This window comes from uncultured Methanobrevibacter sp., assembly GCF_902770715.1.
GTDB lineage: Archaea > Methanobacteriota > Methanobacteria > Methanobacteriales > Methanobacteriaceae > Methanocatella.
The window spans coordinates 1-14811 of sequence record NZ_CACXTS010000032.1 but is presented as its reverse complement, the minus strand read 5'-3'; the positions used below and the strand labels follow the sequence as shown (position 1 = coordinate 14811).

At 32.6% G+C, this 14811-nt stretch carries 12 protein-coding genes; 8 read left to right on the top strand and 4 right to left on the bottom strand.

The window, feature by feature from the left end:
* Nucleotides 1–257 precede the first annotated feature (257 nt).
* Together QZU81_RS08775 and QZU81_RS08770 are read right to left on the bottom strand one after the other, a co-directional pair.
* Nucleotides 258–920 (bottom strand): DNA-3-methyladenine glycosylase I, encoded by a 663-nt coding sequence (locus QZU81_RS08775; protein WP_295591329.1) that lies wholly within the window; start codon nucleotides 918–920, stop codon nucleotides 258–260.
* Between the two features lie 327 nt (nucleotides 921–1247).
* The gene (locus tag QZU81_RS08770; RefSeq protein WP_295591326.1) at nucleotides 1248–2030 is read right to left on the bottom strand and encodes a Bax inhibitor-1/YccA family protein; all 783 of its coding nucleotides are present in this window, start codon (nucleotides 2028–2030) and stop codon (nucleotides 1248–1250) included.
* A gap of 238 nt (nucleotides 2031–2268) precedes the next feature.
* Here QZU81_RS08770 and glyQ point away from each other — a divergent pair, with 238 nt between their 5' ends.
* The 4 genes from glyQ (at nucleotide 2269) to QZU81_RS08750 (ending at nucleotide 7891) form a co-directional block, all read left to right on the top strand.
* Nucleotides 2269–3189 (top strand): glycine--tRNA ligase subunit alpha, encoded by a 921-nt coding sequence (gene glyQ / locus QZU81_RS08765; RefSeq protein WP_295591324.1) that lies wholly within the window; start codon nucleotides 2269–2271, stop codon nucleotides 3187–3189.
* Between the two features lie 38 nt (nucleotides 3190–3227).
* Nucleotides 3228–5294 carry a glycine--tRNA ligase subunit beta gene (gene glyS / locus QZU81_RS08760; RefSeq protein WP_295591322.1) on the top strand — a complete coding sequence of 689 codons (2067 nt, stop codon included), beginning with the start codon at nucleotides 3228–3230 and terminating at the stop codon, nucleotides 5292–5294.
* Between the two features lie 574 nt (nucleotides 5295–5868).
* Entirely contained in the window at nucleotides 5869–6876 is a 1008-nt protein-coding gene (locus QZU81_RS08755) for a response regulator (RefSeq protein WP_295591320.1), read from the top strand.
* 34 nt (nucleotides 6877–6910) lie between these two features.
* Nucleotides 6911–7891 carry a diguanylate cyclase gene (locus QZU81_RS08750; RefSeq protein WP_295591318.1) on the top strand — a complete coding sequence of 327 codons (981 nt, stop codon included), beginning with the start codon at nucleotides 6911–6913 and terminating at the stop codon, nucleotides 7889–7891.
* Nucleotides 7892–8194: 303 nt separating this feature from the next.
* Here QZU81_RS08750 and efp read toward each other — a convergent pair whose 3' ends face one another.
* Both efp and earP read right to left on the bottom strand, forming a co-directional pair.
* Nucleotides 8195–8761, bottom strand: coding sequence for an elongation factor P (efp, locus tag QZU81_RS08745; RefSeq protein ID WP_295591316.1), 567 nt, complete (start codon nucleotides 8759–8761; stop codon nucleotides 8195–8197).
* Between the two features lie 47 nt (nucleotides 8762–8808).
* Nucleotides 8809–9966: an elongation factor P maturation arginine rhamnosyltransferase EarP gene (gene earP / locus QZU81_RS08740; RefSeq protein WP_295591314.1), complete on the bottom strand. Its 1158-nt coding sequence runs from the start codon at nucleotides 9964–9966 to the stop codon at nucleotides 8809–8811.
* 74 nt (nucleotides 9967–10040) lie between these two features.
* Between earP and QZU81_RS08735 the strand changes: the two genes are divergently transcribed.
* The 4 genes from QZU81_RS08735 (at nucleotide 10041) to QZU81_RS08720 (ending at nucleotide 14625) form a co-directional block, all read left to right on the top strand.
* Nucleotides 10041–11291 (top strand): paraquat-inducible protein A, encoded by a 1251-nt coding sequence (locus QZU81_RS08735; RefSeq protein WP_295591312.1) that lies wholly within the window; start codon nucleotides 10041–10043, stop codon nucleotides 11289–11291.
* Nucleotides 11288–12919, top strand: coding sequence for an intermembrane transport protein PqiB (gene pqiB, locus QZU81_RS08730; protein WP_295591310.1), 1632 nt, complete (start codon nucleotides 11288–11290; stop codon nucleotides 12917–12919). Before QZU81_RS08735 ends, pqiB begins: the two co-directional genes overlap by 4 nt.
* Nucleotides 12876–13556, top strand: a complete 681-nt coding sequence (locus QZU81_RS08725; RefSeq protein ID WP_295591308.1) for a membrane integrity-associated transporter subunit PqiC — start codon at nucleotides 12876–12878, stop codon at nucleotides 13554–13556. The genes pqiB and QZU81_RS08725 overlap by 44 nt, the downstream gene beginning before the upstream one ends.
* Before the next feature lie 70 nt (nucleotides 13557–13626).
* Nucleotides 13627–14625, top strand: coding sequence for a DNA polymerase (locus QZU81_RS08720; protein ID WP_295591306.1), 999 nt, complete (start codon nucleotides 13627–13629; stop codon nucleotides 14623–14625).
* The last annotated feature ends 186 nt before the right edge of the window (nucleotides 14626–14811 follow it).

Here is a 14811-nt window from a genome sequence, read left to right as displayed (position 1 = left end):
CACAGATTGTCTTTACTGTTTTGTTAAAGAACTTCACGTTTTTGCCGTGACAACGAGTGCATATATTACCAACTTTTTTTTTCTTTGCAATACCTTTTTAGTGATTTTTTGTTAAATATTGAATATTAGTTCAAATTTTAAACATTTTCCTTAAATATAAAAAGTGTTTACTGCGATAATACGCAAGATTACCGCTTAACTCTGCGGTTTTAATCAATAGATTTTTAGGTGTATCCATATCATCAAAACAAATATCTTTACTGCTTACCAAATATTTGCGCTTCTTCAATACATTCATTCCTTAAAGGACAGTCTATGGAATGATCATTTATTATCCCAACACTTTGCATAAACGCATAACATACTGAAGGAGTCGTATACGTAAATCCTTTCTTCTTCAGTTCTGAACTTAGCTCTGATGCGAATTTTGGAATATCTATCAAATTAGTTCCTCCAAGTATCATCTTATCATTGGTGAAAGACCAACAAAACTTAGAGAAATCCTCGCCATTTTCTTCCATTTTTATAAAAGCTTTTGCATTATTGATCAGAGCTTTTAATTTCTGTTTATTCTTACTCAAACCTTTGAAAGAACTATCTGAATCGCTTTCTCTTTCCATTTCGCTCTCAACAATTGAATCAATATCATCAGCTGTTAATTTGCACATTTCTCTTGGATCAAAGTTATGAAATTTCTCTCTGTATAAACCCCTAGCCTCAATCACTGATAATTGTGCTGCATCAATATCAAATTCTTTTGTTTTTTTATTTTCTCTCCCTTTGAATCCACCTGCAGCAACACATTGTAAGCACAACCTTTCAAACAATTCTATTGAATCAATTATAGGGTGCCCCCACTCTAGATTATGATATTCATGAAGAATAGGATTTTTTTCTGCCCATTTACAACCTACTGACATGTTTACCTCGTTTTATAGCATCATTCAATTAACTACAATCCTTATTTATTCTTTCCTAACAGAGCTTAAACTTTTATCGAACATCAACTCCAAATCCTAAACATTCGGATGTTAAACCGTCCTTGATCTTTTCACTCGACAGATCCAAAAATAACAATTTATCTGTAAACAACATTTCCAAAATATTCAACCAATTCTCATTATAACAATGTCATACCACATTTTTTTATTCTTCCTTCAAATTTCTATTCTCAATACAAATATGGCCGATTGATATCAAATCATTCGGCCATATAATCTAAATATCCCATTCAAGAAAACAATTCACTAGTCTGACGATGATGAATACGCAATTCTAATAATCAATTCTAATATTTTTACGTATATGTACACAACTGTCACTAGTATACTCATTGAACAATACCATTCATATGATTTTGGCAATCCTCTCTGAATACCATCTTCAACCAAAAACAAATCCAAAACTAAGCTCATAGCACCGAATACAATAAGTAAAATGCAAACACCTATGCCTAATAAACCACCTTTTGTCCAAGAAAACAGACCTTCATAGACAGATTGCATAAAGAAAGATGAAACCAAGCCAAGGATTACATAAACAAAAGCACCAGCTACAGCAAACTTAAATATAGAAAGAAATTTTTCATTAACCTTTATAAGACCTGTCCTGTAACATACTACAGTAGCTACCAACAACGCTAAAGTTCCTAGCAATGCGTTAAAAGCTACACCAGGTAGCAGAGTTTCTGCATAGAGAACAACCCCAGACAAAAAACACCCTTCAGCAACAGCATAAGGAACAGCAATATAAGGTGCGGTATTTGGTTTAATTGACATAACAAGAACCAAAATAAAACCAACAATAGCTGAAACTGACGACAACATTACTGATGAACCAACATCAAGAACGTTCACCAGAGCCATTGCAATTATTGCAGTAATTGCAACCAGCATAATCAATTTGTTAGAGAAACCAGACATTGTCATGGTTTCTCTATTGTTATCACTAAAGTCATAATCCCTTGCTGCATCCAGCGTTTGCGATGTTAACACTGGAGAACCGCTTTTCGATATTAAATTAAAAGCCATCTGTAAGCCTCCTTCCTAAAATACAAATTCAATAATATCAAAATCCTCTTTTTTGACAAGATAAAATCTAAAACCGCCGAGCACACATACACCAAGCAAAAACATAATACATATGTATAGGCATGATTAACAGACTAAACGGATTAATTTTTGGTTTAAATAACTATTATGTGATAGAATTCATGTTAATTTTATTATTAAACTATGGTTACTGTTAACATATCAATTGGATTAAAAAATGCCTAATAAGTATGATATAAAAACATTTCAGGGGTTGATTTTTACATTACAAGATTATTGGTCGAGACAAGGTTGTGTCATTGCTCAACCTTTTGACATGGAAGTAGGTGCAGGAACCTCACATCCAATGACTTTCCTGAGAGCCATTGGACCAGAGCCTCACCGTTGCGCTTATGTGCAACCATCAAGAAGACCAACTGATGGAAGATATGGTGAAAATCCGAACAGACTGCAACACTATTATCAGTTTCAAGTTGTTTTAAAACCCTCTCCAGAAAACATCCAAGAATTGTATTTAAATTCATTAAAAGAGTTAGGCTTTGATCCAACGATCCATGATATCCGCTTTGTAGAAGATAACTGGGAAAATCCAACATTAGGTGCATGGGGTCTTGGTTGGGAAATATGGTTAAACGGAATGGAAGTAAGTCAGTTCACTTATTTCCAACAAGTTGGTGGCTTAGAATGCTTCCCTGTTACCGGAGAAATCACTTATGGGTTGGAACGTCTCGCAATGTATATACAGGGCGTTAACAGCATCTACGATTTAATTTGGACTCACGGACCAGATGGAGATGTTACATACGGAGATATATTCCATCAAAATGAAGTTGAGCAATCAACTTACAACTTCGAACACGCGGATGTTGATTTTCTATTTAAATGGTTTGATCAAAATGAAAAAGAGTGTAACTATTTGTTAAATTTAGAAAATAAACTTCCTCTCCCTGCATATGAAAGAATATTAAAAGCTGCTCATGCTTTTAATCTGCTTGATGCAAGACATGCAATATCTGTAACAGAAAGACAGCGATACATTTTAAGAATCAGAACGTTATCTAAAGCAGTTGCTGAAGCTTATTATGCAGCACGCGAGAAATTAGGTTTTCCTATGTGTAAAAACAACAGCAAGGAGTAGTAAGGTTATACCTTTAAATGTTTAACCACTAACAAGTTATGACAGATAAAAATTTATTAATCGAATTAGGTACAGAGGAATTACCTCCAAAAGCATTAAAAAAATTAGCAGAAGCTTTTGCTAATAGTTTTGAAAAGGATCTACAAATCAATTCTATTAGTTACAACAAGGTAGAATGGTTTGCTACTCCAAGAAGATTGGCTGTAATCATAAAAAATGCAGCTACCAAGCAACCTGATAAAATTATAGAAAAGAAAGGTCCTTCACTGTCAGCCGCTTATATTAACGGTAAACCAACACCTGCTGCAGAAGGTTGGGCCAAGTCAAACGGAATTACTGTGGAGCAAGCTGACACTCTAAAAACAGAAAAAGGTGAATGGTTAGTATACAAAGCTAATATTCCAGGAAAGAATACATCAGAACTTATACCAGAATTCACAAGCAATGCCATTAAAAGTTTACCAATTCCTAAGCTAATGCATTGGGGTGATACCAAATATGAGTTCGTACGTCCAATACACACTGTATGTATTTTGTTTGGAGAACAGTTAATTCACGCAAATATTCTAGGTGTAGAATCTTCAACAACGATTCGCGGCCATAGATACATGGGTTCACCAGAAATAACTCTTTCTAGCGCAGATGAATACGTTGACGTACTACGTAAGAATTATGTTATTGCTGACTATAATGAACGTAGAAACATAATCAAATCAAGTATCATTAACGAGGCTAATAAACTAAACGGTACTGCAGATTTAGATGAATCATTGATTGATGAAGTTACATCTCTCGTAGAATGGCCGTGCTTATTGACAGCGACTTTTGAAGAAAAGTTTTTGAAAGTTCCATCTGAAGCTTTAGTTTACACCATGAAGGGAGATCAAAAATATTTTCCTGTTTACAACAAAGAAGGAAAGTTATTGCCTAACTTCATATTTATTTCAAACATTGAATCAAAAGATCCTTCTCAAGTTATAAAAGGTAACGAACGAGTAGTTCGGCCTAGATTGTCAGACGCTGAATTTTTCTTTAACACTGATAAAAAAATAAAATTAATTAATCGTTTAGAAAGTTTGGATTCTGTTCTATTCCAAAAACAATTAGGAACTTTAAAGGAGCGGTCGGAAAGAATTTCCAAATTAGCTTCTTACATAGCAAATAAAATCGAAGGTGATGCTGATTTATCTGCTAGAGCTGGTTTACTTTCAAAATGTGACCTCATGACAAATATGGTAATGGAATTTACTGATACGCAAGGTGTAATGGGAATGCATTACGCACGTCACGATGGAGAGAACGAAAAAGTTGCGATTGCGTTGTTTGAACAATACTTACCAAGATTTGCAGGCGATCAGTTACCAACCAATGATGTTTCTTACTCTGTAAGCTTGGCAGATAAATTTGATACCCTAGTTGGTATTTTTGGCATAAATATGCCACCAAAGGGTGACAAGGATCCATTTGGTTTGAGAAGAGCATCTATTGGAGTAATCAGAATTATTGTAGAAAAGGAATTAAAACTTGATCTACTGGATTTGATTAATTATTCTAAAAAACTGTACGGAGATAAATTAATCAATACAAATGTAACCTCCGATGTCTTTGAATATATTCTAGGTAGATTTAAAGCTCACTATCAAGATCAAGAAATAAGAACTGATGTAATCTTAGCGGTACTGGCAAGAAAACCATCAGAACCTTATGATTTCCACAAAAGAGTTGTTGCTGTTAACTCGTTCTTATCATCCTCTGCAGCACCATCATTGGTAGCAGCAAACAAACGAGTTTCAAATATATTAACAAAATTAACAACTGAAATACCTAATAATATAAATTCAAATATCTTGAAAGAATCTCAAGAAAAATCCCTTGCAGAGTGTATTATTAGTTTGAAATCGGAGCTAAAAGAGTATTTTGATAACAAGGATTACGGAACAATTCTCTCAAAATTATCCTCATTGAAAGAACCAATCGATGATTTCTTTAATAATGTACGAGTAATGGATGATGATGAACAAACAAAGATAAATCGTTTAGCGATACTATCAAATCTCAGAAATTTATTCTTAAATGTAGCGGATATTTCTCTATTGCAAATGTAATAATTATATTGCTATTAATAATAAGTGTGCCTACATGGCACACTTTTATGAAACCTCTTTATTTAACAACAAAAAAACATACTGTAACTATAATTAATAGCTATACACCAAGCTCCATTTTTCTATTATCTCATAATTTTTTTTTCAAATTGAAAGTCAATAAGTTGCATATTTACTAATTGAAATAGCCACTCCATAGACTCGCACTAATAATATCAGTCACAATTTAATTCACTGCTTAAAAAATACGAAATAACTCAGATAGTTATGTTTAGGCATTGCAATAGATTCAGGGTCTACGCATGAACGAAACGTGATTTATGAATCTTAACTAAAAAATATTTATTGAGCCAAATTTGACTCTGAAAAGAAATGATCGGAAATCATTTCCGACAATTTACAAATTTTTCAAAAAAGCAGCAGAAGAGTTGAGAGATAAATCTGATGGTCATGCGTAGGCCCTGCAATAGATTTGATCTGACGTACATATTGGATAAAAAAACCAATGATTTTCATCATAAAACATCTTAAAATGATAAAATTACTATAGATATTTGTATATAAATGGGATGTTATGAGCTTATCAGTTATTGTTTGTGATGATTCGAGATTTGCAAGATCACAGCTAATAAAGAGTCTTCCGCAGGAACTACGAACAAATTTAAAAGAAGCCTCTGACGGAGTTGAGGCCTTGGATTTAATAAGAAACGGATACGGAGAGTTGATGTTCCTAGACTTAAATATGCCTAATATGGACGGATATCAAGTATTAGAAGTAATTCAAAAGGAAAACCTTGATGTATTAGTTATTGTTATAACAGGAGATATTCAAGAGTCCGCCAAGAAGAAAATATTAGCATTAGGCGCCTTAGCTTTTATTCAAAAGCCTCTCAATATCAATGAGCTTAACACTGTGCTCAAAAACTTTGGTTTGGCTGATATTGTTAATTCTGATGATGGGCAGAATGATACACTAAACCCAACTGATGAAGAGAATGAGCAACTTCTTATTACCTATCAAGAAAAACTACAAGAAGTTGTAAACATTGCAATGGGTCAAGCAGCAAAACAAATGGCAGATCTGATAAATTTGTTTATTAACCTTCCTGTACCAGTGGTATCATTTAAAACAGGTAAAGAACTGTACAACGAATTATATTTTCTTCTCCACGAAAACTTTAACCTTTTGATAAGCTCTGGATTCACCGGTTCTGAAATGAACGGCGAAGTAATGGTGTATTATACAGAGGAAGATATAGATAATCTTTTACATATTTTAGTTGATGAAAACGATACATCATCTAGCAGAAAGGGCACAATGATAGAACTTAGCAATTTAATAATAACAACTCTAATGTCCGGCATAGGAGAATTGCTAGGATCTCAGTTCAGTAGAGCTCACCCAGCCATTGTAAGGTTAAGCGATAAAGTTCAGTTGGTATCTCCAGAATTAATTAACAAACAGATATTAAATGTTCAATTGACCTATACTATTCCGGATCATAAAATAAAATGCAAGATGATTATTTTGATTTCTGAAAATTCAATAAAATCATTACAAAAACGCTTAAGCTATATATAAAAAATAATAAGCAGAATTAGGGATAAAATTAGAGATGGATACTTTTGTGACAGGCAACGCTTTAGATCTTGAAGATTTTCATTGGTTGATGGACATTCTACAATCTTTAGACGTTGGACTGGTAGTGCTTGATAAAAGTTACAACATACAATTATGGAATGGTTTTATGGAAAACTATAGTGGTATCCACGGTGTTGCAATTAATAATCACAATATATTCGAAACATTTCCTGATTTACCCCAAAGTTGGCTCAAGCACAAAGTTGAAGATGCAATAGTACTCCAAGGTCCTGTTTTCAACAGTTGGGAACAAAAACCGTTTTTGTTCAAATTTACCGCAGCAAGGCCATTTACTGGTTTAAGCTCGATAATGTATCAAAATATTACAATAATGCCTCTACGCTCAATACATGGAACTATTTCTCATGTGTGCATTATAATTTATGATGTCACAGAAAGTGCAACAAACCAGTTGGGTCTTCAAGACGCAAACGAAAAATTAAGAGCACTATCTATCACTGATGGATTGACACAGTTGTACAATAGAGCTTATTGGCAGGAATGTTTAGTTCAAGAGTACAATAGGTTTAAGAGAAAATCTATCAATGTTACACTGATGATGATGGATATAGATTTCTTTAAAAAGGTTAATGATACTTACGGACACCCTGCAGGAGATGAAGTTTTAAGGACACTATCAAAAATCCTCAAATCTCAATTACGTGCAACAGATGTTGCCGGCAGATACGGCGGAGAAGAGTTTGCTGTTATACTTCTTGATTCTGATATCGAAAAATCTATTATGGTTGCCGAAAGAGTTCGCAAAGCTGTGGAAGCCCATACAGTTTATTATGAGGATTTAGTTATAAAATTCACTCTCAGTGTTGGTTTATGTCAACTTACGAGCAGTATAGAATCAGCACAGGATTGGTTAGTAAATACCGATAATTGTCTATACTATTCAAAAGAACATGGGAGAAATCAAGTAACAGCATACGGTATCAACAATAAGTAAGTCAGTTCCGCATTTTGCGTTATTGGAGATCTTGTTTGTGTTATTGGTATACAGTTGAGTACGTAAATATTTTTTATTAAATTAAAGTCAGCTTGGTATTCCAACTAGAAAATTATTAAAGTAGCAAATTAACCAATAGAGACTCTTTAAAACCATAATTTCGTATTTTTAGACATCGTTCATCATCATAGCAACATAGTTCATTCTGTTTGTGCTAATAAATTCACAATCGACATTAGTAATCACACAAAAAAAAGGCACCATACGATTGATGCCTTTCTAACAATAATAAAAAAATGACGATTATTTTATACGTTTCTTGAATTCGTTGGTTCTAGTATCTATTTCGATCTTATCACCAGTTTCAACAAAATCAGCAACGGTAACCTGGAAACCTGTACCCTTCAATGTAGCAGGTTTTGTAACTCTTCCTGAAGTATCTCCTCTTACTGAAGGCTCAGTATATTCAACTTCTCTAACGATAGTAATTGGCAATTCTACAGAAATTGCTCTTCCTTCATAGAAGGTAACCTGACAAACATCTTCCATACCGTCTACGATATAGTTAATAACATCACCCAAGTTTTCCTTCTCTACCTCAATCTGGTTGTATTCTGAATCCATGAATACATACATAGGATCAGCAAAATAAGAATATGTACATTCTTTCTTTTCAAGAATAATATCTTCGATCTTGTCGTCAGCTTTGAATACTATTTCAGTTCCAGTACCAGTTAACAAATTCTTAAGCTTCATTTTGCATACTGCAGCATTACGTCCAGATTTGTTAAACTCACTTTTCTGAACAATCATAGGATCTTTACCAACCATGATAACATTGCCGGCGCGTACTTCTTGTGCTATTTTCATAAATAAATTCTCATCCAATAATAAAATAAAACAGTTGTGCTATTTTACTATTTTTCCCTCGATTGAGCAAATAAGATTAAATTACGTGCAAGAGTTCCAATCTTCATTATTCTATTCTGCCATCTCGTGGCACTGTTTTGTAGTTTTTCTAAGTTTTGCAGTATATTTATGAAATGAACTTTATAAAAAATAGAATTATCGTACTCGTAGGTAGGAGTATTTAGAGAATTAGAAATATATACGAGCGATTCAAAAAGTTGATCATCATCAACACAAACTTTATATTTTTCCAAAAAGTCATCTAATTTTTTCAAATGAGCATTATATTTCTGCTGATATATATTCCAAAAAAAAGGAGTTGATAAAATTTGCGCTCTTACAAAAGAATCCTCACCCCTAACTATATTCAAATCACAACTCATCAATAATTGATCATAATCATGTTGATTAGTCATAGGGATTATTTTTATGTATACACCAAATTGATTAACCATCAATGAACCATCGAGGACTGTAATTCTATACAGTTCCGAATATCTCATCAGATATGCACTAAAAACACCTTCTGGCACTATAAATATAATATTCTCATCAACATTGGCTAACAAACTCAAAATGGTCTTATTTTCATAACAAAAAATACTGCAACATAATGTATTACGCGAAACAATCTTATCTATACCGTATTTTGTTTCTATTATCTGCTTTCCCTGACTTTGTTTGGTAATTAAGTTCTGTTCAAAATTTAAACCTCCTGTTTTATCTGTAAAACCAGGAAAAAAGAAATATTTGAAATGACCATTGGAAAAAGAAAGTTTTTCATGACATTCTTCGACCCAATCTTCAGCACTTAAATACTCCAAATTAATCCAAATACTTTTATCAGTGATATGAAAAATATAATTATCAGGAAGATTACAGGCGAACATCTCAATAATTATATCCGAAGGTACAATTGAATCTAGGATAGATACAGAACATGCTGAATTATCCCAAAGAATAATTTGAATATTATCAATAATTTGCTCACATTTTGAAGTGTCAATTCTAGGCTCAATTTTCTTAAATGAATGTAATTCAGATACAAACATCCTAACTATCTGGTTTAATTCAACCAAATTTTTCGAAAGTCTATAACTTACCCCAATATCTCCATAATTATCTATTATTTTACAAAAAACATCCCAAGTTTTGTTTTTAATCATTTGTAGTTTAGTCTTAATAGTTTAAAATACGTAAATCTTAATGTAACACATCAGAGTAACAGAGAATACGAATTTTGGAAAGGTTAGAAGAACATTTTGAAATTTGTCCATATTGCGATACCCTGACATTGGTAGAAGGTATTGAAGAAGGAGAACGAGTGTGCTGTACAAAATGTGGTTCCACACTTACCTTCATAATAAAAAATCCAATAAAAATACCTTTTATTTATGCCTGTGTCTCAGTATTCCTATTTGTGTGTTCTGAACTTCTTCCCTTTCTTGGGATAACCAAGATGGGTATTACAGCAAATATGACCTTGATGGAAACTGCCACTTCCATGTTTGTCGATAATTATGAATTTCTTGCTGTTTTCATATATTGCAATATGCAACTATTTCCTATCCTTTGTCTGTTCTGTATTATTTTTGTTTATGGGTGCATACTATTAAAAAAATCAGACAACCTTATGGCTAAAAAACTAATCAAACTATTCTTCCATCTCAAAGAATGGAGTATGGTAGAGGTGTTTATGATAGCTATATTGGTAAGCATGGTAAAATTAGTATCCATGGTTGAACTACAAATCGGAGATGGATTTATCACATTCTGTCTGTTTCTTTTCTTTTATGTTAAAACCGTATCTTCTGTTGATAAAAACTATATTTGGTCAAAACTCACAAAATTAAACAATAAACACGCTATTTTCAACGATTTAAAAAAACACATAGGACAATATGCTGGAGAAAACAATCTTATTCTTTGTACTAACTGTAATTCAATAAATCATATAAGTGATAAACGATGCTATTTATGCAAATCCAAAATAGACGTAAGAAAGAAAAATTCCATTCAAAAATGCCTAGCGTTGGCTATCGCAGCAACCATTATGTTAATTCCTGCTAATGTGTTCCCAATTATGATAACTAGTTCAATGGGAAAGAACTCGGCTGCAACTATCTTTGAAGGCATAATATTTATGTGGGATACCGGCGCGTATCACATTGCCCTTATTATATTTATTGCTAGCATTATGGTTCCAATTTTTAAAATAGCTGTACTGCTTGCATTATGTTATTCTGTTACAAAACAAAAAAACGCAAAATTAAAAATCAAAACTAAACTTTATGGCATAACAGAATTTATAGGAAAATGGTCTATGGTAGACGTTTTTGTGGTTGCCGTTCTCTCTGCTCTTATAAAAATGGGAAAAGTTTTATCCATATATCCGGGAACTGCATCCCTTTCTTTCTGTGCAACTGTAATTTTGACAATGCTTGCAGCCAACAGTTTTGATCCAAGAACATTATGGTCGGATGTAAAATGATAATATCAAAACAAAAAATTAAAAATATTTCTTCAGTTTGGCTAGTTCCCATAGTAGCAGTCTTTATAGGATTTGTGATGATAGTAAGGTATTATTCTAACTTGGGAGAAACTATTTACTTATATTCATCCAGCGCAAACGGCATAGAAGCAGGAAAGACCGTAATTAAATTTAGAGATGTAACAATTGGGAAAGTAACTCGAGTTAGTTTGGATGATAAATATGATAAAGTTATTATCACAGCAATGATAAACAAGGATGCAAATAATCTTCTTGTAAGTGATGCATCTTTTGCTATTATAAGTCCTAGAATAGGATTACAAGGTGTTTCCGGATTAAATACTTTATTTTCAGGTGTATATATCGAATTGGCACCTGGAACTCAAAAAAAACTCATAAATAAATTTGATTTAAAAGATGAACCATCATTAATCGATAGTCAGACCAAAGGAATTCATTTAAAAATAAAGGATAATGTTGGAAAGAAAATTAATGTTGGAGATCCAGTCTCGTACAAAGGATTCATTGTAGGTACAGTAACAAGTTCTGATTTTTCTATTAAAGACAGAATTATGAATCATGATATTTTCATATACAGTCCTTACGATGAACTTATCACGACCAACACAAAATTTTGGATTGCATCTGCTTTAGATTTTTCATTTGGTCCCTCAGGAATAGATGTAAAAGTAGCTTCTTTTGATAATTTTGTAAGAGGTGGAATTTCGTTTGCCGTACCACCAAATACAGAACTTGGCGAAAGAGTACAAGAAGGAGATATATTTAAACTGTATGACAGTGAAAAGAGTTCTTTGCTGAAAGAATATAAAGATTACATAGAATACATTTTACTGTTTAAATCATCAGTAAAGGGATTAGCAAAAGGGGCAAGTGTAGAATACCTCGGGACACAAATTGGAGAAGTTGTTTCCGCACCTTTTGACACAGAATACATAATGAACGAACAAGAATCAGTAAAGATACCAGTTCTCATTCGTATTCAAAAAGAAAGATTAACCAATGGTAATGATCAACCTGACGAAAAAATAATCGCACAAATAGAATCTGCTATAAAAAAGGGACTAAGAGGAACTCTCGAATCATCCAATTTATTAACAGATAACTTGTTTGTCAATTTAGTTATGGATACAAAGAACAATTCAGAAAATGAAGAAATAATTACAACTTATAAGGGATACAGAGTAATTCCGACTAAAGTTGCCGGTGTGATTGAGATGGCAGAAAAAATTGAGTTGTTTATAGATAATTTAAACTCTCTTAACATTAAGGCAATCTCTGATAATCTCAATAATCTACTTGGGGAAATGATTAAGACTGCGGATAACCTCAAGGCTATTACAGATAATCTTAAATCTACAACTAAAAATGAAAATAGAAAATCGTTAGTAGATAATATAAACAAGACTTTAGAAAAACTTCAAAATGTACTTGATTCGTACTCCGGGAACGCAAATTTATACATGGAATTAAATAAAACCTTACGAGAACTAAATCTGGTCCTTAAGGATGTCAATGGTTTAACCAAACAGGCAAATGATAAACCAAACATGTTCATTTTTGGAAATGATGCAAAGGACGAACAACCAACAGTCAATAAGAAAAAGTGATTACACACCATTTAAAGGCTACCACAGTGGTTTTCCATTCAAGGAAACCGAAAGGATTATATTTATGAAACAATTTATAACTATGCTTTTATGCACATCTATATTTTTTGTAATAAATGGATGTTCCTCACCTATAGAAAAAACTAAATACTATAAGTTAGAAGGTGTAGCCCTAAACAATATTTCAAACATATGTTCAACCAATTGCAAAAAGCTTTTAATTCAAATATTTGTGCCGGATTATATCAATTCGAATGGTATAATCTACTATTCGGAATCACAAGGTCAACTTACAATGACATCCAAAAATTTATGGATAGAGGAACTCAGTACCCAACTTAAAAACTCACTAGAAAATAAAATAAATAACAGCAACGGAAAATATTACGCATTTGATTCAAGAATGAATGTAAAGAACGACGCTCTTTTGCAAATTTTTATTCAAAAATTTAACGGAGAAAAGGACGGAAAGATCGTACTTTCTGGAACCTACATTTTCAATAATTCCGATACAATTCACCAAGGAGCCTTCGATTTATCTGATAAACAGACGAATGATGGTTTTGAGGCTTTAGTTGCCAAAATGAATGAACTTTGGATTAAAGAATGCGATAACTTAATCAAAGAATTACTGTAAAAAACACAATTAATAATGTGTATAGTATAAAATATAGAGGGATTTTTATTTCACAATTAGGTAACTGTTTATGGCTACAAATAAAGAAGAACTAGAACAAAAAATTTATAAAATTGTAGGTTATAAGTTTAACATTTTATCAGCAAAGCAATTGGCAAAGGCTATATACGAGGATGCAGGTGTTCCCGTAAAGGATCGTACTAGCGCTGGTAATCCTTCAACAAATGAAGAAGCATTAAAAAAATTAGCTGATGACTACAAAGTAGTTGATTATGTTCTAGAATATAAGAGATTAATAAAATCCACCTCTAACCAGGAGCAAAAATCTCCTGACAACGATTTAAAGTTAGATAAAAACATAAGTGTAGCTACAGAAACCGTTCAAGAACATCTTGTAAAAACACCAAAACCAGGAATGCCTCAACCTCGCCAAGTTTTGGAAACAGATCCTAACGCTGAACTTGTGAATTACTTCAACAAAGATGCCTCTGAAATTTTAAATGAAGAGACTGTCGAAAGCGAAAAATCAGAAATTTCAGATTCAAGTAAGGAACAAAGTATTTCTAATCAAATTTCTATTGCATCTGACTACTATGAACCCCCTAAGGACAACTACACAAAAGAAAGTTCATTCAGCAATTCTTTAGATAGTACAACAAGTGACAATGGTAACAGTGTATCAAACGAAACAAATCAAATACCACAGCAAGAAAACACCGTTGACATTAGTACCAATCAACAACCAGATAATAAATCAATCGGTACCTCATCTAATTTTAATTTAACTCCAGAACAAAAAAACAACTATGCCATCATAAAAAATAAAACTGACCACCAGTCAAAAACAGAAAAACGAACAGGTTTTAGTTTTGAGGAGGACAATAAAGAGAATGAATTCTCTCAAAACTCGATGGTGATGAATGTTAAACAACAGAGTGACACAAGAGAAGAAAACAACGAAAAATCATTCATAAAATCAAAAACAATGATTATTATGGCTGTCGTATCAGTACTTATTGTTGTTATAATCTCTATTTTGTTTATGAATAGCATATCATCTATAAATTAAAACAACTACAACGTCTGAAGGCGTCTAGTTTTAAATCATGGTAGGATGTAGATCACATTTTTTATTTTATTTTATTACTATCGTATAAACATACACCCAATTATAATATACTAGTCAAATAGGCGCTTTTCAAGCATTATATCGAGGTACCATGAATAAAGACGAATTATTAGAGATATCTAAAAA

What these genes read in the sequence shown, in the direction of transcription:
- glyQ (WP_295591324.1), top strand. Translation starts at nt 2,269, where the DNA reads ATGCCTAATAAGTATGATATAAAAACATTTCAGGGGTTGATTTTTACA.
- glyS (WP_295591322.1), top strand. Translation starts at nt 3,228, where the DNA reads ATGACAGATAAAAATTTATTAATCGAATTAGGTACAGAGGAATTACCT.
- QZU81_RS08750 (WP_295591318.1), top strand. Translation starts at nt 6,911, where the DNA reads ATGGATACTTTTGTGACAGGCAACGCTTTAGATCTTGAAGATTTTCAT.
- QZU81_RS08775 (WP_295591329.1), bottom strand. Translation starts at nt 920, where the DNA reads ATGTCAGTAGGTTGTAAATGGGCAGAAAAAAATCCTATTCTTCATGAA.
- earP (WP_295591314.1), bottom strand. Translation starts at nt 9,966, where the DNA reads ATGATTAAAAACAAAACTTGGGATGTTTTTTGTAAAATAATAGATAAT.
- QZU81_RS08770 (WP_295591326.1), bottom strand. Translation starts at nt 2,030, where the DNA reads ATGGCTTTTAATTTAATATCGAAAAGCGGTTCTCCAGTGTTAACATCG.
- QZU81_RS08720 (WP_295591306.1), top strand. Translation starts at nt 13,627, where the DNA reads ATGGCTACAAATAAAGAAGAACTAGAACAAAAAATTTATAAAATTGTA.
- pqiB (WP_295591310.1), top strand. Translation starts at nt 11,288, where the DNA reads ATGATAATATCAAAACAAAAAATTAAAAATATTTCTTCAGTTTGGCTA.
- efp (WP_295591316.1), bottom strand. Translation starts at nt 8,761, where the DNA reads ATGAAAATAGCACAAGAAGTACGCGCCGGCAATGTTATCATGGTTGGT.
- QZU81_RS08755 (WP_295591320.1), top strand. Translation starts at nt 5,869, where the DNA reads ATGAGCTTATCAGTTATTGTTTGTGATGATTCGAGATTTGCAAGATCA.
- QZU81_RS08725 (WP_295591308.1), top strand. Translation starts at nt 12,876, where the DNA reads ATGATGCAAAGGACGAACAACCAACAGTCAATAAGAAAAAGTGATTAC.